The organism is Stenotrophomonas sp. CASM110 (assembly GCF_049384345.1).
Classification (GTDB): Bacteria; Pseudomonadota; Gammaproteobacteria; order Xanthomonadales; family Xanthomonadaceae; genus Stenotrophomonas; species Stenotrophomonas muris.
On the sequence record NZ_JBMRGI010000011.1, the window covers coordinates 1 to 21116 of the forward strand.

Genomic DNA, 21116 nt, shown 5'->3' on the forward strand with positions numbered 1-21116 from the left:
GTTGAATGCAGTTGCCGGCCAGCGGCCGGCACTACCGGAAGAAGAACGGGCGCCCTGGGCGCCCGTTCTGCTTACTTGAACTTGTAGACCACGTTCATCGTGGTCAGCGTATCGGTCTTGCGCTTGTCCTCGGCCACGTCACTGTTGTAGCGCGCCTGCCAGCCGGCCTTCAGTGCCAGGTGCTCGTTCATGCTCACCGAGACACCGAAGTCGTTCTGGCCGAAGGTGTTGTACGAACCGGATTCGACCAGCAGCGTGTTGACCAGGTCGGTGTTGTCAGTCAGCGAATACTTCATGTCGAACAGGCCACGGCCGATCAGGCCGGTGCGGGTGCGGTCGTCCTCGGTGCTGTGGGTGCGGCGCACACCGGGGCCGATCTGCGCGTCGAACGAGAAGCGCTCGGTGTTCCACAGGCGGGTGCCGTAACCCAGACCGAACGAGCTCTGGCGGTCGTAGGTGGCGAAGTCGTCGCGTTCCGTACGCACCGTCGCGGTCAGCTGGCGGTGTTCGCCCAGCTGCAGCGCGCTGCCGGCACTGCCGGTGTAGCGGTTGGCGGTGGTGTTGTTGCGGCGGGTGGTGGTGCCGTCGTCGTTGGTTTCGGTCACCTTGGAGCTGGAGCGCAGGCCGAACAGGTCCATGCTGTGCACCCAGTCACCGTCGGTGTAGCGCAGGCGCAGACGGCCGTTGAAGCTCTCGGTGCTGCTGTTGCCGCGTGCCGAGGCAAACCCGAGCTCGCCACCACTGCCGCTCCACGGCGAGGACATCGCCGCCAGTTCGGAGGCATCCTGTGCGTATGCGAGCGGCGCACACAGCAGCAGGGGGATCAGCAGGGACACGCGCAGGGACATCGAGGCTTCTCCGGAACGGTTGACAGCCGGTGATGATACTGGAAGCGTGATGGCGGTCCGAATCGATCCAATGCGCGCTTCAGCGAACGTTGGCGCGGTCGCCTATTCAGGGCAGATCGACGCGCACCTCAGGGTCGTTGAAGCGCGAATAGCGCAGGCGCAGCTGGAAGCTGCGGCCATTGCTGCTGCCGCTGCGTACGATCTGGCGTGGCAGGCCCTGGGCATCCACCCAGTACTCCAGGCGTTCGCCGGGCTGGGCACCGCGCAGCCGGTAGTGCCGGGTCTGCACCCCGTCCAGCGACTGGCTGCCGAGATCTTCGGCCTTCAGTTCGGCGGGCAGGGCATCGGCGGGCAGCGGGTTGCGCCATTGCTCGAGCAGGCCGGGCGGGGTCGGCACCTGGCGGATCGCGCCGTCGGCCTGCAGGAACATGGTGTCGCCGATGATGGTCTGCGGCCCCGCCGGCGTCTCCACCCGGAAACGATCGGGCGCGACGAAGTCCATGGCGCTGCGCACCGGCTGTGGTGCGCCCAGCACCTCCAGTTCGGCGTGGAAGCTGCGCAGGGCCGCGAAACGCTGGCTGGCGCCCAGCACCGCCTGCGTCGGATCGGCGACGGGTACCGGGGGCTCGGCGCCGGCCGGCGCCGGCGCGCGATCACAGGCGGCCAGCAGCAGGCAGGCCAGCAGGGACAGGGCAGGCAACCGGCGCATCGGGCATTCCATGGGGGTGGGGGCGACCACGATAGCCCAAACGTCCCACACAAGACCCGCGACTCGGACATAATCGGGGGTATGGACCGATACGAACGCATCACCGCCCTGCATCGTCTGCTCAAGTCCGCGCGCTATCCGGTGACGGTGGCGACCCTGCAGGACAAGCTCGGTTGTTCCCGCGCCACCGTCTACCGCGACCTGGCCTTCCTGCGCGATGCGCTGATGGCACCGATCGAGGGCGACGGCGAGGCGGGCTTCCGCTACCAGGCTGACGAGAGCGACCGTTTCGAGCTGCCCGGCCTGTGGCTCAGCTCGGAGGAGCTGCATGCCCTGCTGGCCTCGCAGCACCTGCTGGCGCGGACCGGCGGTGGTGTGCTGTCGTCGGTGCTGGCACCGCTGCAGCAACGCATCGAGAGCCTGCTGGCGGCCCAGGCCGGCGTGTCCAGCTGGCCGGTCGACCGCGTGCGGGTGATTCCGCACCGTGGCCGCAAGTTTGACGAAGGCAGCTTCCGCAGCGTCGCATCGGCCGTGCTGGAGCGCCGCCAGCTGGCGTTCGAGTACCGTGCCCGTTCCACCGACGAGCCGACCAAGCGCACCGTCTCGCCGCAGCGCCTGACCCACTATCGCGACAACTGGTACCTGGATGCCTGGGACCATGACCGCGACGCCCTGCGCAGTTTCGCGGTCGACCGCATCCACAAGGCGCGGGTGGTCGACAGCACCGCGCGCGACGTCGCCGACAGCGAGCTGGACGAGCAGCTCGGCGCCAGCTACGGCATCTTCTCTGGCGCGCCGAAGGGCTGGGCGACCATCCTGTTCAGCGCCAAGGCCGCGCGCTGGGTGGCCGACGAGCACTGGCATTCCAAGCAGCAGGGCCGCTTCCTGGCCGACGGCCGCTATGAGCTGAAGGTGCCGTACAGCGTCTCGCGCGAGCTGCTGATGGATGTGCTGCATTACGGCTCGGATGCCGAGATCGTCGAGCCCATGATGCTGCGCGAGCAGGCCAAGGCGTTGCTTGAGCTGGCCCTGAGCAACTACGAAAACTCCTGACACTCCCCCGAGAATTCAATCCCCCATGAAAAAGACCCTGTTGCTGCCCCTGCTCGCCGCTGCGCTGGCCCTGACCGCCTGCGGCAAGTCCGGCGAGCCCTCGCAGAAGCTGGTGGTGGCCGCCACGGCCGTGCCGCATGCCGAGATCCTCGAGGTGGTCAAGCCGATCCTCAAGCAGGAAGGCGTGGACCTGGACGTGCGGGTGTTCAATGACTACGTGCAGCCCAACGACCAGCTGGTGCAGAAGCAGGTGGATGCGAACTACTTCCAGACCGAGCCCTACCTGGATGCCTATAACCGCGACCGCAAGACCGACCTGGTGAAGGTGATCGGCGTGCACATCGAGCCGTTCGGTGCGTACTCGCGCAAGGTCAAGTCGCTGGCCGAGCTGCGCGAAGGCGCCGACGTGGTGATCCCGAACGACCCGAGCAACAACAGCCGCGCGCTGATCCTGCTGCACAAGGCCGGCGTGATCGAGCTGAAGGACCCGACCAACGCACTGGCGACCCAGCGCGACATCATCGCCAATCCGAAGAACCTGAAGTTCCGCGAGCTGGACTCGGCGATGCTGCCGCGCGTGCTGGACCAGGTCGACCTGGCCCTGATCAATACCAACTACGCGCTGGACGCAGGCCTCAACCCGACCCAGGATGCGCTGGCGATCGAGAGCAAGGACTCGCCGTACGTGAATTTCCTGGTCGCGCGCCCGGACAACAAGGACGACGCCCGCGTGCAGAAGCTGGCCAAGGCCCTGACCAGCCCGCAGGTGAAGGCGTTCATCGAGACCAAGTACAAGGGCGCGGTGCTGCCGGCGTTCTGACGCCAGCGCCCATTCGCCTGTAGAGCCGAGCCTATGCTCGGCTCTGCTTTTTGCGGTATCCCGCCAGCAGCAGCCGAGCATGGCTCGGCTCTACAGTGTCACTCCACGTGCCGCAGCAGGGCAGCGCATTGCCATTTCAATCGACGTGGAAGGCGAGGGTGGCGGCCACCGCCTGCTGCCATCCCGCATACAGTTTCTCGCGCCGGGCCACCTCCATCCGTGGCTCGAAGCGCCGGTCCAGGCCCCATTGCGCGGCGATCTGTTCGCGGCTGTTCCAGAACCCCACTGCCAGGCCGGCCAGATAGGCCGCACCCAGCGCGGTGGTCTCGGTCAGTCGCGGCCGCAGCAGCGGCACACCGAGAATGTCGGCCTGGAAACCGGCCAGGAAGTCGTTGCCGATCGCACCGCCATCAGCGCGCAGCTCGGTCAGCGCGATACCCGCATCGGACTGCATCGCATCGAGTACATCGCGGGTCTGGTAGGCCATCGCTTCCAGCGCGGCGCGCACGAAGTGCGCCTTGCGGGTGCCACGGGTCAGGCCGAACATCGCACCGCGCACATCACTGCGCCAATAGGGCGCGCCGAGGCCGACGAACGCCGGCACCAGGTAGGCGCCGCCACTGTCGGGCACCTGCGCAGCCAGCGCCTGGCTGTCGCTGGCGCGTTCGATCATGCGTAGTCCATCGCGCAGCCACTGCACCACCGAGCCGGCGATGAAGATCGAACCCTCCAGCGCGTACTCCACGCGGCCGTCCAGGCCCCAGGCAATGGTGGTCAGCAGGCCGTTGCGCGACCGCACCGCCTGCGCGCCGGTGTGCATCAACATGAAGCAACCGGTGCCATAGGTGTTCTTGACCATGCCCGGCTGGAAACAAGCCTGGCCGAACAGCGCCGCCTGCTGGTCACCGGCGATGCCGGCGATGGGGATCGGGTGGTCGAAGAAGAACTGCGGCCGGGTGTGTGCGTACACCGCGCTGGAGTCGCGCACCTGCGGCAGCATCGCGCGCGGAATGTCGAGCAGGGCCAGCAGGTCGTCATCCCAGTCCAGCGTGTGGATGTTGAACAGCAGCGTGCGCGCCGCATTGCTGTAGTCAGTCACATGTGCCTGGCCACCGCTGAGGTTCCACACCAGCCAGCTGTCGATGGTGCCGAACAGCAGCTCACCACGTTCGGCGCGCTGCTGCGCACCATCCACGTGGTCGAGGATCCAGCGCACCTTGGTCGCGGAGAAATAGGCGTCGATCAGCAGCCCGGTCCGCTCGCGGATCAGTGCTTCATGCCCCTCCGATTTCAGCCGCTCGCAGATGGCGTGGCTCTGCCGCGATTGCCAGACGATGGCGTTGTGGATCGGCTGGCCGGTGGCACGGTCCCAGACCACGGTGGTTTCGCGCTGGTTGGTGATGCCCAGCGCGGCGATATGGCGTGGGTCGATCTGCCCGCGGCTGAGCAGTTCGGTCAATGTGGCATAGACGCTGGTAAGGATCTCGCGCGGGTCATGCTCGACCCAGCCGGGCTGCGGGAAGATCTGCGCGAACTCGCGCTGCGCGCTGCCGACGATATCGCCGGCGCGGTCGAACAGGATCGCGCGCGAGCTGGTGGTGCCCTGGTCGATGGCCAGCACGTAGCGGGGCGTCATGCAGCGTCTCCAATGGCGATGGGGAAATCCTAATGCATCGATCGCGTCGCGCGCGGCTGCCCTGGTAGCTGCCAACCTGGGTTGGCACACGTGGCATCACGGGGGGCAGAGCCCTTTCCGTGGGAAAGGGATCCGACCCTCCATCCATGCCTGCAGCCGTGCCACCTGCGCAGCATCCAGGCGCAACCCCAGCTTGCTCCGGCGCCACAGGATATCGTCGGTGTCACACGCCCACTCGCGTTCGCGCAGGAAGTCCACTTCGCGTGCATGCAGGCCACCGCCGAAGTCCTCGCCCAGATCGTGCAGGCCGTGTACACCCTGCAGCAGTTCCGCGCCGCGACTGCCATAGGCCCCGGCCCAGCGTCGCGCGATACCTGCGGGCAACCACGGTGCCAGCGCCAGCAGGCGCGAGCACGCCTGTGCGGCGTCGCCCCAGTCGCTGCCCGGCAGCGGGTCTCCGCGCGCCGTCCAGGCCGGTCCCATCTGTGGCAGGGCAGGGCGCAGCAGGTCCAGTGCCTCCTCGGCCAGCACCCGGTAGGTGGTCAGCTTGCCGCCCAGTACATGCAGCGCCGGTGCCGGGTCCACCTGCACCTGCAGGCGGTAGTCGCGGCTCAGCTGCGCTGCGCGCGGATCCGGGTCGGCCAGCAATGGACGGACACCGGCGAACGCCCAGACCACCTCGTCCGGGGCGATGGGGTCACGCAGGTAGCGATTGGCCGCTTCGCACAGGTAGGTCACCTCGGAAGGCAGCACGCTGCAGCGCGCCGGGTCACCGCGATAGTCGGTATCGGTGGTGCCCACCAGCAGGTGGTCGTGGGCGAAAGGCAGCAGGAACACCACCCGCCCGTCGGGCTGCTGCAGCAGGCAGGCGCTGTCATCGGGCCAGGGCCTGCGCAGCACGATGTGGCTGCCCTGCACCAGGCGCAGCGCAGGGCCGCCGCTGCGCGCCTGCATCCGTTCCAGCAGGCCCCCGGCCCACGGGCCCGCCGCATTGACCACGGCGCGGGCATTCACGGGGTGCCGCTGGCCATCGGCGGATTCCAGAACGGCCCGCCACCGGCCCTGCACGGGGTGCAGGTCGATGCAGCGGCTGCGCACCTGCACCTGTGCGCCCCGCTGCGCGGCATCCAGGGCGTTGAGCAGTACCAGCCGCGCGTCATCGACCTGCGCATCGGCGTAGCTGAAGGCCTGCCGCAGCGCCGGGGAGAGCCACTGGCCGAGCGGATCGTGTTGCAGTTCCAGTGCGCGTGACGCGGGGAAGGCGGGGCTGCGCCGGCCCAGATGGTCGTACAGCCACAGCCCCGCGCGCAGCATCCAGCGCGGGCGCAGGTGCGGTTCCCACGGCAGGACGAAGCGCAGCGGATGGACCAGATGGGGCGCCTGCCGGCGCACCACCTCGCGTTCGCCCAGCGCCTTGCGCACCAGCCCGAACTCGCCCTGCTCCAGGTAGCGCAGGCCGCCGTGGATCAGCTTGCTGCTGGCGCTGGAGGTGTGCGCGGCCAGGTCATGCTGTTCGCACAGCAGCACGCGCAGGCCGCGACCGCTGGCGTCACGGGCGATGCCGGCGCCATTGATGCCGCCACCGATCACCAGCAGGTCGACGTCGTCCATCGTGTCTCCGCGTCCTGTGTCTGTAGAGCCGAGCCGCGCCACCCTTGACCGTGGGCGCCATTGAACGTAACGCATCGCAATGCGCGCGGAGCCCGCCGCTCGACTCGGGATAGGGGGCTTGGCTCGACTCTACAAAAAAGCAGCCGAGCATGGGCTCGGCTCTACACGCGGAACGCGGGTGACGGAAACGACGACGGGCCCCGAAGGGCCCGTCGCGTTGCATCAGTGAAGCAGGTGCTGCCTGGATCAGAAGCGGGCGCCGATGCCGAAGCCGACGGTCCACGGATCCATCTTGGCTTCGCCGATCTTCTCGCCGCCGACCTTGATGTCCGGGCGGGCGCGCATGTAGCGGGCGTCAGCGCGGGCGAACCAGGTGGAGTTGATGTTCATGTCGACGCCGACGGTGCCGATCACGCCCTTGGCATCCTTGAAGCGGATGTCGGTGTCAGCGCCGTTGCCCAGCTTCTCGTTGCTGAAGCTCGACTGGTAGTAGCCCACGCCCACGAACGGGCGGAACACGTTGTCAGCCTGGCCGAAGTGGTACTGGCCGCTCAGCGCGACCGGCTGCTGCTCGACCGAACCCAGGCGGGCGTTGTTCGGGCCCTTGAACTTGTTGTCGAACTTGTCGGCAGCGCCCCACAGCTCAACGGCCCAGTTGTCGTTGATGTAGTAGCTGAAGCTGACGGTCGGCGCCGGGCCACCGTCGGTCTTCTTCACGCCGGTGATCGGGTCGTTCTTCGGCTCCAGCAGCGAGATGCCGCCAACAACGGCAAAATGCTTGCCCGAAGCGGTATCGGTGGTGCTGCTGTCCTGGGCGAAAGCGGCCGGCGCGAAGGCGGCGGAGGTCAGCAGGGCGAGACTCAGGATACGGATGGAGCGCATGGGGGTATCTCCTAATGTTTCTTGTTTTGGGCCCCCGGTTGCGGGGCGAGCACACCGTAGTCGCCCCAACATGAATCGAATCCGACGCACGTTAAAAAATAGTTTTCCTTGTTCAGCGACGGGTGCGGAATGCCTTTATTCATGGCGTTTTCTGCTCTCGCCGACATTCATGCAGTTGGAGAAGATGTGAGCACGGCAACGTTGTGCATTGGCCTGCCAGCGCAGGTGAACGTGGGATGCCGGGTGCTGCTGCTGGGCTCGATGCCAGGCGTGGCATCCCTGCAGGAGCAGCGCTACTACGCGCATCCTCGCAACCGCTTCTGGCCGCTGATGGCCGATATCTGCGGTTTCGACGCGGATCTGCCCTATGCGCAACGGCTGCAGGCGTTGAAGGCCGCAGGCATCGGCCTGTGGGATGTGATCGGGCGCTGCGAGCGGCGCGGCAGCCTGGATGCGGACATCGTGCGTGGCACGGAAGTGGCCAATGCACTGCCGGAACTGATCGCCACGTTGCCTGAGCTGACGCTGATCGGCTGCAATGGCGGCGCGTCATTGCAGGCATTCCAGCGCTGGGTGTTGCCGCGGCTGGAGGCCCCGCCGAAGGTGGTCGCGCTGCCGTCGACCAGCCCTGCCAATGCGGCGTGGTCGTTGCCGCGCCTGCGCCAGGCCTGGCAGCCGGTGGCCGACGCGCGGGCGACATGAAGCGGACATCGCCTGGACAATACGCTACCGACTGGTCGCGCACCCGACCCATGGGCAACAGCCTGTCCCGGCTGCGTGCGTACTGAAAACACCTGTAACGGTTGGCGCTGGACCCCGCTGGCCGCACAATAGACGTTTCCCTACACCAGATTGCCGGAGTTATCCCCATGGCCGAAATCAAGGAAGCACTTGTCCCCGATATCGGTGACTACAGCGATATCCCGGTAATCGAGGTGCTTGTCGCCGTCGGCGACACGGTCAAGAAGGACCAGGGCCTGGTGACGCTGGAAAGCGACAAGGCGACCATGGAAGTGCCGTCCTCGGTGGCGGGCGTGGTCAAGGAGCTCAAGGTCAAAGTGGGCGACAGCCTGTCCGAAGGCAAGGTCGTGGCCCTGATCGAAGTGGCCGAAGGCGAAGCCGAAGCCGCCAAGCCGGCCGCACCGGCACCGGCCAAGGCCGCTGCCCCGGCTGCCGCCACCCAGAGCGCGCCGGCCGCAGCTGCGCCGGCCGCTCCGGCTGCCAGCGGTGGTGCGGTTGAAGCCCTGGTGCCGGACATCGGCGACTACGCCGGCATTCCGGTCATCGAAGTGCTGGTCGCCGTGGGCGATACGGTCAAGAAGGACCAGGGCCTGGTCACGCTGGAAAGCGACAAGGCCACCATGGAAGTGCCGTCGTCTGTGGCCGGCGTGGTCAAGGAGATCAAGGTCAAGGTGGGCGACAATCTGTCGCAAGGCGACGTGGTAGCCATCATCGAAGCCGAGGGCGCTGCCGCGCCGGCGCCGACCAAGGCCGCTGCTGCTGCCGCTCCGGCGGCCGCAGAGACCGCCACCAAGGTCGAGCCGGTCGCTGTGCCGGCGCAGCCGGACAAGCTGGCGGCCCGCGAGATCGCCTCGGCCGGTACCCCGTCCAGCCCGCCGGTGCAGTTCAATGCCGATGGCGTGCTGCCGGCCAAGGTGCCGTACGCCACCCCGGCGGTGCGCGTGTTCGCCCGCGAGCTGGGCGTGGACCTGCTGCAGATCAACGGCACCGAGAAGGGTGGCCGCATCACCAAGGGTGACGTACAGAAGTTCGTCAAGGCCGCGCTCAGCGGTGGCGTGCCGGCCGCTGCCGGTGGCGCCGTCGCCGCTGGTGGTGGCCTGAACCTGCTGCCGTGGCCGAAGGTCGACTTCAGCAAGTTCGGCGAGACCGAAGTCCAGCCGCTGTCGCGCATCAAGAAGATCTCCGGTGCGAACCTGGCCCGCAACTGGGCCATGATCCCGCACGTCACCCAGTTCGAGCAGGCCGACATCACCGACCTGGAAGGCCTGCGCGTGGCGTTGAACAAGGAGAACGAGAAGGCCGGCATCAAGCTGACCATGCTCGCCTTCCTGATCAAGGCCAGCGCCGCAGCGCTGAAGAAGTTCCCGGAATTCAACGCCTCGCTCGATGCCAGCGGTGAAAACCTGACCCTGAAGAAGTACTTCCACATCGGTTTCGCCGCCGACACGCCGAACGGCCTGGTCGTGCCGGTCATCCGCGACGTGGACAAGAAGGGTGTGGTGCAGATCGCGCAGGAAACCGGCGAACTGGCCAAGAAGGCACGCGACGGCAAGCTGGGCCCGGCGGACATGAGCGGCGGCTGCTTCTCGATCAGCTCGTTGGGCGGCATCGGCGGCACCGCGTTCACCCCGATCGTCAACGCACCGGAAGTGGCCATCCTCGGCGTCTCCAAGTCGTCCATCCAGCCGGTCTGGAACGGCAAGGAATTCGCACCGAAGCTGATGCTGCCGCTGTCGCTGAGCTATGACCACCGCGTCATCGACGGCGCACTGGCCGCACGCTTCACCACGTACCTGTCGCAGGTACTGGCCGACATGCGCCGCGTGCTGCTGTAAGGCACCGCTTCGCCCCCACCGTGCGGCCGCAGCCCCTGGCGCGGCCGCGTGAACAGATGCAGTGACAGCCCGCCGGCGCCGCCGGGCGGGCACGAGGAAAACCCACCATGGCCACGATTGAAGTCAAGGTTCCCGACATCGGCGATTACAGCGATGTGCCGGTGATCGAAGTGTTGGTCGCCGTCGGCGACACGGTGAAGAAGGATCAGGGTCTGGTGACCCTGGAGTCGGACAAGGCCACCCTGGAAGTGCCGTCCTCGGCCGCTGGTGTGGTCAAGGAAATCAAGGTCAAGCTGGGCGATACCCTGTCCGAAGGCGCCGTGGTCGTGGTGCTGGATGCTGAAGGCGCCGCCGAAGCCCCGGCCAAGGCCGCCGCGCCGGCTCCGGCCGCCCCGGCCAGCAAGCCGCCGGTGACCCCGTCGCACCGCGCCCCGGCCGAACCGGCTGCGCCGAAGCCGGCGCTGTCCAGCGGCAAGCCGGCCGACATCGAATGCGAGATGGTCGTGCTGGGCTCCGGCCCGGGCGGCTACACCGCAGCCTTCCGCGCCGCCGACGTCGGCCTGGATACGGTGCTGGTCGAACGTTACGCCAGCCTCGGCGGCGTCTGCCTCAATGTCGGCTGCATCCCGTCCAAGGCGCTGCTGCATGCTGCTGCGGTCATCGACGAAGTGGCCCACGCCGGTGATTTCGGCGTCGAGTTCGGCAAGCCGACCATCACCCTGGACAAGCTGCGCGCGTATAAGGAAAAGGTCGTCAACCAGCTGACCAAGGGCCTGGCCGGCATGGCCAAGCAGCGCAAGGTCCGCAACGTGCAGGGCGTCGGCAGGTTTGTTTCGGCCAACGAGCTGGAAATCACCGCGGCTGACGGCAGCACCCAGCTGCTGCGCTTCCAGAAGTGCATCATCGCCGCCGGTTCGCAGGCGGTGAAGCTGCCGAACTTCCCGTGGGACGACAAGCGCGTGATGGATTCCACCGATGCGCTGGAGCTGGCCGAAGTGCCGGGCTCGCTGCTGGTCGTCGGCGGCGGCATCATCGGCCTGGAAATGGCCACCGTGTACAGCGCGCTGGGCAGCAAGGTCACCGTGGTCGAGTTCATGGACCAGCTGATGCCGGGCGCCGACAAGGACCTGGTCAAGCCGCTGGCCGACCGCCTGAAGAAGCAGGGCATCGAGGTGCACCTGAAGACCAAGGCCTCGGGCGTCACCGCCGATGCCAAGGGCATCACCGTGACCTTCGAAGCCGCCGAGGAAGGCCAGGCGCCTGCGCTGGCGCAGGGCACCTTCGACCGCGTGCTGGTGGCCGTGGGCCGCTCGCCGAACGGCAAGAAGATCGATGCCGAAAAGGCCGGCGTGCAGGTCACCGACCGCGGCTTCATCCCGGTCGATCGGCAGATGCGTACCAACGTGCCGCACATCTTTGCCATCGGCGACATCGTCGGCAACCCGATGCTGGCCCACAAGGCCACGCACGAGGGCAAGCTGGCCGCTGAAGTGGCAGCCGGCCACAAGAAGGAGTGGGTCGCCCGCGTGATTCCGTCGGTGGCCTACACCAACCCGGAAATCGCCTGGGTCGGCGTGACCGAGACCGAAGCCAAGGCCAAGGGCCTGAAGGTCGGCGTGGCCAAGTTCCCCTGGGCCGCCAGTGGCCGCGCGATCGGCATCGGTCGCACCGAGGGCTTCACCAAGCTGATCTTCGACGAAGAGACCCACCGCATCATCGGTGGCGCGATCGTCGGCGTGCATGCCGGCGACCTGCTGGCCGAGATCGGCCTGGCGATCGAGATGGGTGCGGAAGCGGAAGACATCGGCCACACCATCCATGCGCATCCGACGCTGAGCGAGTCGGTGGCGATGGCCTCGGAAATCTACGACGGCACGATCACCGATCTGTACATGCCGAAGAAGAAGTAAGGCGTCCGCGCCGTTCCGAACGAAAAGCCCTGGCATCTGCCGGGGCTTTTTTTCTTCGATCAGTGCTGCAGCAAAGGGTGGGGCCACTGCACGGGTGGCAGGCATTTCGACAAATGTCCCCCGTCGCCCGCCTGCGGCGGTCGCCTCCTCCTTTACTTTGTCGAAATGCCCGCCACCCGCGCAGCAGCTCGGCTTGCGGACAGTCGAGAGCAGTGCCAAAGCCGCCCGGATGCCCACTCCCCCCAGCGCTCGACCACGCCTGCGTCTACGGCAATTGCCACCCGTGCAGCGGCTCGGCTTGCAGATAGTCGAGAGCCAGTGCCTGGGCCGCCGGGATGCCTGACACGCGGAGGGAGCGGGGGTTGTGTGCGAAGTAAAGGAGGAGGCGTCGGCCGCAGGCCGGCGCCGGGGGACATTCGCACGCAGCCCCCGCTCCCTCCAGCGCTCGACCAACCCCGCTTCTGCTCTCTGCCAGCAACCCACAAAAAACGCGGCCCCGATGTTCCGGAGGCCGCGCCAGGAGAGAAGATGCCGTGGAAGGGGCAGGGGATCAGAACACGAAGCTGATACCGGCCACCGGGCCCTTGAATTCCTGCTTCAGGCCGACCGTGCCGTCGCTGCCCTTCTTGTCCACGTCCAGCTTGAACCAGTCGTAGCCGGCGAACACACCGAAGTTCTTGGTGAAGCGGTAATCGACGATCGCATTGGCGCGGCTCAGGTCGCCCTTGTAGTCATCGAAACTGCCCCAGCGCGTGTTCAGGTACTGGCCCTGCAGCGTGATCATCCAGCGCTCGGACGGAGTGAAGGTCATGCGCGCACCCACCACCGGTGCCACGCCATCGGCCTTCTCGTTGAGGAACTGGCCTTCATACACCGTGCCCAGGTCCGCGTAGCCCTTGGTGCTGACCTTGGCGTACTCGCCACCGATCTGCAGGCCCAGGTCGAAGGTGTCGGTATCGACGACCGAGTAGTCATAGACCAGGCTGGCCACCTGGTACTTCAGCTCGCCCTTCACGAAGCTGCCGGCCGGCACGCTCTCACCGCCGAAGGAAATGCCCTGGTCAAGCGTCTCGCGACGGTCCTTGTCGTACTTGAAGTAGTTGAACAGCAGGCGCTGACGGTTGCTGATGCGGAACATGCCGTCGATGCGCGGCTCCCATTCCTTGCCACCCAGCTTGAAGTCCTGGTCCAGGGAGATGTCCTGGCCGGCCACGGTGGTGCTGCCACGCAGCGTGTTGTCCGAATCGATGTTCATCGCACCCAGACGGATGGCGAAGCGGTCGTCGCCTTCGGCGGCGTGGGCGGCATTGGCGAACGAGGCGCCGGCAGCGAGCAGGGAAAGGGCGAGCAGGGTGGGTACGGGGCGCATCGAAGAGTCCTTGCAGTGGTTCATCAGAATGAAGACCACTGTGCCGGACGCCGCCGTCCACCATCCGTGAACGTATGGTCCACGGAGTGTGCACGGTTCAGCCCTGTCGCGACGACGCAAAAAGATGGCCCCGGAGCCGGGCTTCGGGGCCATCGTGGGACCTGCGGGGCGGAGCGTCGACGAGGTTGCTGCAGGCAGGTCGAAAGATCGGACCGGCGCATCCGGCGAAAGTTCCGCGCCTGCGACCAAAGTTCAATACTGCAGCGCAGCATCACGCGGACGTCATTGTCCCCCGGGTGGCACGCAAAAATGTAACCGTTACCGCAACTTGCGGCTTCCAGGGATGAACAGGCAGCGGTTGTCTCGCAAATTGTCCCATTGCTATAATTTGGCGGCTCGATGAGGCCCCCCTGCTGTAGCCGCCTCAGCCCTCCACTTGCAACCACGCGGGACGTCCTGTGCTGAACTCCGTTGATGCGGGTCGGCGACTGATGCTGCGCGCCGCGGTCTACCCGCTGGCCGCGGTGGCTGTCCTGGCCCTGGCCTTCCTGCTGGTAGGCCCGAAGTATGCCCTCGGCGCGCTGGCGTCCGGTGTGGCCATTTCGGCCGGCGGCTGGGTTGCGGCACGGATGGCTCTGGGCGGTGGTGCGGTGGCCGCAGGATCGGCGATGGCTCGCCTGATCATTGCGATCGTGGCCAAGTGGGTCGTGGTTTTCGGCGTCCTGCTGGTGGGGTTCCTGGTCTTCAAGCTGCCTGCATTGGCGCTGTTGGCCGGTATCGCCGTCGGCTTGATGTTCCAGGTCCTGGCCATGGCCAGGCGTTGACAGAATTCAATTAACTGAAGGTTCCGGACACATGGCGGGCGAGGCTCTAACCCCTACCAGCTACATCCAGCATCACCTGCACAACCTGACCGCACCGGTCGGCAAGGGTGAGGGTATGTTCTGGCATATCCACGTCGATACCTTCCTCACCGCCGTCCTGATGGGCCTGGTGATCGTTGTCGCGTTCTGGCTGGGAACCCGCAAGGCCACCGCCGGCGTGCCGGGCAAGTGGCAGGCCTTCGTCGAGATCTGCCTGGAGTTCGTCGACCGCCAGGCCAAGGACACCTACCACGGCAAGAGCAAGCTGGTCACGCCGATCGCCATCACGATCTTCTTCTGGATCCTGTTGATGAATCTGCTGAAGATGATCCCGGCCGATTTCATCGCCAAGCCGCTGGAATGGGTGGGCGTGCACTACTGGAAGCCGGTGCCGACCGCTGACGTCAATGCCACCCTCGGCATGGCCATCAGCGTGTTCTTCCTGATGCTGTTCTTCGCGCTCAAGTCCAAGGGCCTGGTCGGCTTCGTCAAGGAATTCCTGACGGCGCCGTTCGGCAAGTGGATGATGCCGTTCAACCTGATCCTCAACATCGTCGAGTGGCTGAGCAAGCCGATCTCGCTGGCGATGCGACTGTTCGGCAACATGTTCGGCGGCGAAATCGTGTTCCTGCTGATCTGGGTGCTGGGTGGTGCCGGTTTCTTCGGCGCCATCGCGGGTGGTGTGTTCGGCCTCGGCTGGATGCTGTTCCACCTGCTGGTGATCCCGCTGCAGGCCTTCATCTTCATGATGCTGTCGATCGTGTACCTGAGCCTGTCGGAAGACGCTCACTGAGTTTCAAGCTTCAACGCGTTTCAACCTTCATCCGTTTCATCACCCTTAGCAACTTAAGTTCCTGGAGATAACCATGTACTTCGCCGTCCTGACCAACTTCGCGCAGATTCAGAGCTCCACCGCCCTTGCCGTCGGCATCATGATCGGCCTGGCCGCGCTGGGCGCCGGTCTGGGTCTGGCCATCATGGCTGGTAAGTTCCTGGAGTCGGCCGCGCGCCAGCCGGAACTGATCCCGGTCCTGCAGGTCCGCATGTTCATCACCGCCGGCCTGATCGACGCCGCGTTCATCATCTCGGTCGCCGTTGGCCTGCTGCTGGCCTTCGCCAACCCGCTGTCGGCTGCCTTTGCTGGCGCCGTCACCAAGGCTCTGGCCGGCTGATACAGCGGTTTGAGACGACCGGGTGCTGATGCACCCGGTTTCGGATGAAGGCCGGATGTGCCGCTTCGGCGGCACGTCCACCCCGAAACCAGCGATCGAGCTAACCATGAATATCAATTTCACCCTTCTTGCGCAGGCGCTGGCCTTCGCTGGTCTGATCTGGATCATCGCGACCAAGATCTGGCCGCCGCTGATGAACGCGATCGAAGAGCGCCAGCAGAAGATTGCTGAAGGCCTCGCTGCTGCCGACCGCAGCCAGAAAGATCTGGCCCAGGCGCAGGAGAAGGTCAACGAAGCGCTGAAGGAAGCCCGCACCAAGGCCAACGAGATCATCGATCAGGCCCACGCGCGTGCCAACCAGATCGTTGATGCAGCCCGTAACGAAGCGATCACCGAAGCCACCCGTCAGAAGGAACTGGCCCAGGCTGAAATCGACGCCGCCGCCAACCGTGCCCGTGAAGATCTGCGCAAGCAGGTGTCCGCGCTGGCCGTGACCGGTGCCGAAAAGCTGCTCAAGCGCGAAATCGACGCCAACGCCCACAAGGCGCTGCTCGACGAGCTGGCCTCGGAGATCTAAGGATGAGCCAGGCCCTCACGCTTGCCCGCCCGTACGCCCGCGCCGCGTTCGCGACCGCGCGCGACGAAGGTGCGTTCGCGCCGTGGTCGGACGCCCTGGCGTTCTCCGCCCACGTCGCCGCCGACCCGCGCGTGGCGGCCCTGCTCGCCAACCCGGAGCTGGGTCGTGACGACGCCGTCGCCCTGCTGGCGCCGGTGTCGCACGGCGAGACCTACTCGCGCTTCCTGGCCATCCTGGCCGAATCGCATCGTCTGCCGCTGCTGCCGGAAATCTCCGGCATGTTCGACGCCCTGCGCGCCGAAGCCGAGCACGTGGTCAAGGCCACGGTGACCTCGGCTTCCGAGCTGTCGGCCGGCGAGCTGGACGCGATCAAGGCTGCGCTGCGCAAGCGCTTCAACCGCGAGGTCGACGTGACCACCGCGGTCGATGCTTCGCTGATCGGCGGCGCCGTGATCGACGCCGGCGACGTGGTCATCGATGGTTCGCTGAAGGGCAAGCTGGCCCGTCTGCAGACCGCGCTCGCTAACTGAATTCATTTAACGTCCGGCCCCGCTGCCGGCACTAGGACTTGACGATGGCAACCACGCTCAACCCCTCCGAAATCAGCGAACTGATCAAGAACCGCATCGAGAAGGTCAAGCTGGCCGCGGAATCGCGCAACGAAGGCACCGTGACCAGCGTGTCCGACGGCATCGTGCGCATCTTCGGTCTGGCCGACGTGATGCAGGGCGAAATGATCGAACTGCCGAACAACACCTTCGCCCTGGCCCTGAACCTGGAGCGCGACTCGGTCGGCGCCGTGGTCCTGGGTGACTACGAGCACCTGCGCGAAGGCGACGTCGCCAAGACCACCGGCCGCATCCTGGAAGTGCCGGTCGGCCCGGAACTGCTGGGCCGCGTCGTGAACGCGCTGGGCGAGCCGATCGACGGCAAGGGCCCGCTGGGCACCGACCTGACCGCTCCGGTGGAACGCGTTGCTCCGGGCGTGATCTGGCGCAAGTCGGTCGACCAGCCGGTGCAGACCGGTTACAAGTCGGTCGACTCGATGATCCCGATCGGCCGTGGCCAGCGCGAGCTGATCATCGGTGACCGCCAGACCGGCAAGACCGCCATGGCGATCGATGCGGTGATCAACCAGAAGGGCACCGGCATCAAGTGCGTGTACGTTGCGATCGGCCAGAAGGCGTCGACCATCGCCAACATCGTGCGCAAGCTGGAAGAGAACGGCGCGCTGGCCCACACCATCGTGGTGGCCGCGACCGCTTCCGAATCGGCTGCCATGCAGTACATCAGCGCCTACTCGGGCTGCACCATGGGTGAGTACTTCATGGACCGCGGCGAAGACGCGCTGATCGTGTACGACGATCTGTCCAAGCAGGCCGTTGCCTACCGCCAGATCTCGCTGCTGCTGAAGCGTCCGCCGGGCCGTGAAGCCTACCCGGGTGACGTGTTCTACCTGCACTCCCGTCTGCTCGAGCGCGCTGCCCGCGTGTCCGAGGAATACGTCGAGAAGTTCACCGAAGGCAAGGTCACCGGCAAGACCGGTTCGCTGACCGCGCTGCCGATCATCGAGACCCAGGCCGGCGACGTGTCCGCCTTCGTTCCGACCAACGTGATCTCGATCACCGACGGCCAGATCTTCCTGGAAACCGACCTGTTCAACGCCGGCATCCGTCCGGCCGTGAACGCCGGTATCTCGGTGTCGCGCGTCGGTGGCTCGGCCCAGACCAAGATCATCAAGAAGCTGTCGGGCGGCATCCGTATCTCGCTGGCCCAGTACCGCGAGCTGGCTGCGTTCGCGCAGTTCGCCTCGGACCTGGACGAAGCGACCCGCAAGCAGCTGGAGCGTGGCCAGCGCGTCACCGAGCTGATGAAGCAGAAGCAGTACGCGCCGATGTCGATCGCCAACCAGGCGCTGTCGATCTACGCCGTCAACGAGGGTTACCTCGACGACGTGCCGGTCAACAAGCTGCTGGCGTTCGAAGAAGGCCTGCACGCCCACTTCGCCAACACCCAGGGCGAGCTGATCAGCAAGGTCAACGCCACCGGCGGTTGGGACAACGACATCGAAGGTGCCTTCAAGAAGGGCATCGCCGAGTTCAAGACCACCGGCAGCTGGTAATCGCGGTCCTGTAGAGCGGAGCCGCTGGCTCCGCTGGACCAGATGACAAACGGTTGAACAACGCGGGGCATCAGCCCCGCGCCACGGGAAACAAGAGATGGCAAGCGGACGCGAAATCAAAACCAAGATCAAGAGCGTGCAGAACACCCGCAAGGTGACGCGCGCCCTGGAAATGGTCTCGGCCTCCAAGATCCGCAAGGCGCAGGATCGGATGAAGACCTCGCGTCCGTACGCGCAGGCGATGAAGCAGGTGATCGGTCATCTGGCCCAGGCCAGCACCGACTACCAGCATCCGTTCCTGGTCGAGCGCGAGCAGGTCAAGCGGGTCGGTTTCATCGTGATCTCCTCCGATCGCGGTCTGGCCGGCGGCCTGAACAACAACCTGTTCCGCAAGATGCTGGGCGAAGCCAAGGCATGGCAGGACAAGGGTGCCGAAGTGGACCTGGTGACCATCGGCCAGAAGGCTTCGACCTTCTTCCGCCGCGTGAAGGTCAACATGGTCGGCAGCGTGACCCACATCGGCGACGTGCCGAAGCTGGAATCGCTGATCGGTGTGATCAAGGTCATGCTCGACGCCTTCACCGAAGGCAGGATCGACCGCGTGTACCTGGTCTACAACCGCTTCGTGAACACCATGGTGCAGAAGGCCAGCTTCGATCAGCTGCTGCCGCTGCCGCCGGCTGAGAAGCAGGTCGCTCACCACGACTGGGACTACCTGTACGAACCCGATGCCGCGACCGTGCTCGAGCACGTGATGACGCGTTACATCGAGTCGCTGGTGTACCAGGCACTGCTGGAAAACGTCGCCTCCGAGCATGCGGCACGCATGGTTGCGATGAAGGCGGCGAGCGACAACGCCAACAAGCTGATCGGCACCCTGCAGCTCGTCTACAACAAGGCGCGCCAGGCAGCGATCACCCAGGAAATCTCCGAAATCGTCGGCGGCGCGGCAGCAGTCTGACCGCGTTCGTTCAAAGCACACATTAGAGGATGCAGCAATGAGTCAGGGCAAGATCGTTCAGATCATCGGCGCGGTCGTCGACGTCGAATTCCCGCGTGAATCGGTGCCGAAGGTGTACGACGCACTGAAGGTGGAAAACACCGAGATCACCCTCGAAGTCCAGCAGCAGCTGGGCGACGGCGTGGTGCGTACCATCGCCCTCGGTTCCACCGACGGCCTTAAGCGCAACCTGGTTGCCGTCAACACCGGCCGTGGCATCTCGGTGCCGGTCGGCGCCGGCACCCTGGGCCGCATCATGGACGTGCTTGGCCGTCCGATCGACGAAGCCGGCCCGGTCGCTGCCAGCGACAACTGGGAAATCCACCGCGCTGCGCCGTCGTATGAAGACCAGTCCCCGGCCACCGAGCTGCTGGAAACCGGCATCAAGGTCATCGACCTGATGTGCCCGTTCGCCAAGGGCGGCAAGGTCGGCCTGTTCGGCGGCGCCGGCGTCGGCAAGACCGTCAACATGATGGAACTGATCAACAACATCGCCAAGGCGCACAGCGGTCTGTCCGTGTTCGCCGGCGTGGGTGAGCGTACCCGTGAGGGCAACGACTTCTACCACGAAATGAAGGACTCCAACGTCCTGGACAAGGTGGCGATGGTGTACGGCCAGATGAACGAGCCGCCGGGCAACCGTCTGCGCGTCGCCCTGACCGGCCTGACCATGGCCGAGTACTTCCGCGACGAGAAGGACGAAAACGGCAAGGGTAAGGACGTCCTGCTGTTCGTCGACAACATCTACCGTTACACCCTGGCCGGTACCGAAGTGTCGGCACTGCTGGGCCGCATGCCGTCCGCCGTGGGTTACCAGCCGACCCTGGCCGAGGAAATGGGCGTCCTGCAGGAGCGCATCACCTCGACCAAGAACGGTTCGATCACCTCGATCCAGGCCGTCTACGTTCCCGCGGACGACCTGACCGACCCGTCGCCGGCGACCACCTTCGCCCACCTGGACTCGACCGTGACCCTGTCGCGTTCGATCGCCTCGCTGGGTATCTACCCGGCCGTCGACCCGCTGGACTCCACCAGCCGCCAGATGGATCCGCTGGTCATCGGCCACGAGCACTACGACACCGCCCAGCGCGTCCAGCAGACCCTGCAGAAGTACAAGGAACTGAAGGACATCATCGCCATCCTGGGCATGGACGAACTGTCCGAAGAAGACAAGCAGGCCGTGTCGCGCGCCCGCAAGATCGAGCGCTTCTTCAGCCAGCCGTTCCACGTGGCCGAAGTGTTCACCGGTTCGCCGGGCAAGTACGTGCCGCTGAAGGACACCATCCGTGGCTTCAAGGCCATCGTCGATGGCGAGTACGACCACCTGCCGGAGCAGGCGTTCTACATGGTCGGCGGCATCGAAGAAGCGGTCGAGAAGGCCAAGAAGATGGCCGAGAAGGCCTGATCCGGGACGGGCGGGAGCGATCCTGCCTGACCTGACGCCGGCGCCGGGCAACCGCCCGCGCCGGTGGACCCCCACGGCGGCATTGCGCCGCCGCGAACAGCGAAGAGATTTGCATGAGCACGATCCGTTGCGACATCGTCAGCGCCGAGCAGGAAATCTTCCGTGGCGAAGCGACCCTGGTCGTGGCCACCGGTGAGCTGGGCGAACTGGGCATCGCGCCCAAGCACGCGCCGCTGATCACCCGCCTGAAGCCGGGCAAGGTGGTGGTGACCACGCCGAACGGCGAGCAGCTGGATTTCGCCATTTCCGGCGGCATCCTGGAAGTGCAGCCGCAGGTGGTGACCGTGCTGGCCGACACCGCGATCCGCGCGCAGGACATCGACGAAGCCTCGGTCCGCAAGGCCAAGGAAGAAGCCGAGCGCATCCTGGCCAACCGCGGCGAAGCGATGGAAGTGGCTGAAGCCCAGCAGAAGCTGGCCGAAGCCGTCGTCCAGCTGCAGGCGCTGGAGCGCCTGCGCAAGAATCTCAAGCACTGAGGTTCGCGCGTCATCAAGCACAAGCGC

General features: G+C 65.9%; 20 protein-coding genes. 14 read left to right on the top strand and 6 right to left on the bottom strand.

Features of this window, described 5'->3' with window-relative positions; all coding sequences use genetic code 11:
• Positions 1-71 precede the first annotated feature (71 nt).
• Together VG561_RS11380 and VG561_RS11385 are read right to left on the bottom strand one after the other, a co-directional pair.
• The gene (locus tag VG561_RS11380) at positions 72-848 is read right to left on the bottom strand and encodes a DUF481 domain-containing protein (protein WP_032961276.1); all 777 of its coding nucleotides are present in this window, start codon (positions 846-848) and stop codon (positions 72-74) included.
• Positions 849-954: 106 nt separating this feature from the next.
• Positions 955-1557, bottom strand: a complete 603-nt coding sequence (locus tag VG561_RS11385) for a hypothetical protein (protein ID WP_032961274.1) — start codon at positions 1555-1557, stop codon at positions 955-957.
• An 81-nt stretch (positions 1558-1638) separates the two neighbouring features.
• Here VG561_RS11385 and VG561_RS11390 point away from each other — a divergent pair, with 81 nt between their 5' ends.
• Together VG561_RS11390 and VG561_RS11395 are read left to right on the top strand one after the other, a co-directional pair.
• Positions 1639-2610: a helix-turn-helix transcriptional regulator gene (locus VG561_RS11390; protein WP_014648507.1), complete on the top strand. Its 972-nt coding sequence runs from the start codon at positions 1639-1641 to the stop codon at positions 2608-2610.
• A 25-nt stretch (positions 2611-2635) separates the two neighbouring features.
• On the top strand, positions 2636-3430 hold the full coding sequence (locus VG561_RS11395) for a MetQ/NlpA family ABC transporter substrate-binding protein (protein WP_014648506.1): 795 nt from the start codon (positions 2636-2638) through the stop codon (positions 3428-3430).
• A 136-nt stretch (positions 3431-3566) separates the two neighbouring features.
• On the opposite strand, the gene glpK is transcribed toward VG561_RS11395, so the two are convergent.
• From glpK to VG561_RS11410, 3 genes are all read right to left on the bottom strand, one after another.
• A complete protein-coding gene (glpK, locus tag VG561_RS11400; protein ID WP_014648505.1) occupies positions 3567-5066 on the bottom strand; it encodes a glycerol kinase GlpK in 1500 nt (499 codons plus the stop codon).
• Positions 5067-5162: 96 nt separating this feature from the next.
• The gene (glpD, locus tag VG561_RS11405; protein WP_423179601.1) at positions 5163-6677 is read right to left on the bottom strand and encodes a glycerol-3-phosphate dehydrogenase; all 1515 of its coding nucleotides are present in this window, start codon (positions 6675-6677) and stop codon (positions 5163-5165) included.
• Between the two features lie 246 nt (positions 6678-6923).
• Complete coding sequence (locus VG561_RS11410; protein ID WP_014648503.1) at positions 6924-7559, bottom strand: OmpW/AlkL family protein; 636 nt, start codon at positions 7557-7559, stop codon at positions 6924-6926.
• Positions 7560-7745: 186 nt separating this feature from the next.
• Here VG561_RS11410 and VG561_RS11415 point away from each other — a divergent pair, with 186 nt between their 5' ends.
• The 3 genes from VG561_RS11415 to lpdA all read left to right on the top strand — a co-directional run bounded on the left by VG561_RS11415 (position 7746) and on the right by lpdA (position 12045).
• On the top strand, positions 7746-8261 hold the full coding sequence (locus VG561_RS11415; RefSeq protein WP_049440016.1) for a DNA-deoxyinosine glycosylase: 516 nt from the start codon (positions 7746-7748) through the stop codon (positions 8259-8261).
• Positions 8262-8428: 167 nt separating this feature from the next.
• Positions 8429-10135: a dihydrolipoyllysine-residue acetyltransferase gene (gene aceF / locus VG561_RS11420; protein WP_423179602.1), complete on the top strand. Its 1707-nt coding sequence runs from the start codon at positions 8429-8431 to the stop codon at positions 10133-10135.
• Between the two features lie 107 nt (positions 10136-10242).
• Positions 10243-12045, top strand: a complete 1803-nt coding sequence (gene lpdA, locus VG561_RS11425) for a dihydrolipoyl dehydrogenase (RefSeq protein WP_046432640.1) — start codon at positions 10243-10245, stop codon at positions 12043-12045.
• A 550-nt stretch (positions 12046-12595) separates the two neighbouring features.
• Here lpdA and VG561_RS11430 read toward each other — a convergent pair.
• A complete protein-coding gene (locus tag VG561_RS11430) occupies positions 12596-13414 on the bottom strand; it encodes a hypothetical protein (RefSeq protein ID WP_046432636.1) in 819 nt (272 codons plus the stop codon).
• Between the two features lie 458 nt (positions 13415-13872).
• On the opposite strand from VG561_RS11430, the gene VG561_RS11435 reads away from it, so the two are divergent.
• The 9 genes from VG561_RS11435 (at position 13873) to VG561_RS11475 (ending at position 21089) form a co-directional block, all read left to right on the top strand.
• A complete protein-coding gene (locus VG561_RS11435; protein ID WP_014648497.1) occupies positions 13873-14238 on the top strand; it encodes a hypothetical protein in 366 nt (121 codons plus the stop codon).
• A gap of 31 nt (positions 14239-14269) precedes the next feature.
• Positions 14270-15070 (top strand): F0F1 ATP synthase subunit A, encoded by an 801-nt coding sequence (gene atpB, locus VG561_RS11440; RefSeq protein ID WP_014038569.1) that lies wholly within the window; start codon positions 14270-14272, stop codon positions 15068-15070.
• Between the two features lie 73 nt (positions 15071-15143).
• Positions 15144-15449, top strand: a complete 306-nt coding sequence (atpE, locus tag VG561_RS11445; protein ID WP_005411133.1) for a F0F1 ATP synthase subunit C — start codon at positions 15144-15146, stop codon at positions 15447-15449.
• Positions 15450-15555: 106 nt separating this feature from the next.
• On the top strand, positions 15556-16026 hold the full coding sequence (locus VG561_RS11450; RefSeq protein WP_005419512.1) for a F0F1 ATP synthase subunit B: 471 nt from the start codon (positions 15556-15558) through the stop codon (positions 16024-16026).
• Positions 16027-16028: 2 nt separating this feature from the next.
• Positions 16029-16556, top strand: coding sequence for a F0F1 ATP synthase subunit delta (locus tag VG561_RS11455; RefSeq protein WP_014648495.1), 528 nt, complete (start codon positions 16029-16031; stop codon positions 16554-16556).
• Positions 16557-16600: 44 nt separating this feature from the next.
• A complete protein-coding gene (gene atpA, locus VG561_RS11460) occupies positions 16601-18148 on the top strand; it encodes a F0F1 ATP synthase subunit alpha (RefSeq protein WP_005419511.1) in 1548 nt (515 codons plus the stop codon).
• A 97-nt stretch (positions 18149-18245) separates the two neighbouring features.
• Positions 18246-19109: a F0F1 ATP synthase subunit gamma gene (atpG, locus tag VG561_RS11465; RefSeq protein WP_014648494.1), complete on the top strand. Its 864-nt coding sequence runs from the start codon at positions 18246-18248 to the stop codon at positions 19107-19109.
• A gap of 37 nt (positions 19110-19146) precedes the next feature.
• Positions 19147-20553 (top strand): F0F1 ATP synthase subunit beta, encoded by a 1407-nt coding sequence (gene atpD, locus VG561_RS11470; protein WP_005419510.1) that lies wholly within the window; start codon positions 19147-19149, stop codon positions 20551-20553.
• Positions 20554-20666: 113 nt separating this feature from the next.
• Positions 20667-21089: a F0F1 ATP synthase subunit epsilon gene (locus VG561_RS11475; RefSeq protein WP_005419509.1), complete on the top strand. Its 423-nt coding sequence runs from the start codon at positions 20667-20669 to the stop codon at positions 21087-21089.
• Positions 21090-21116: the final 27 nt, after the last annotated feature.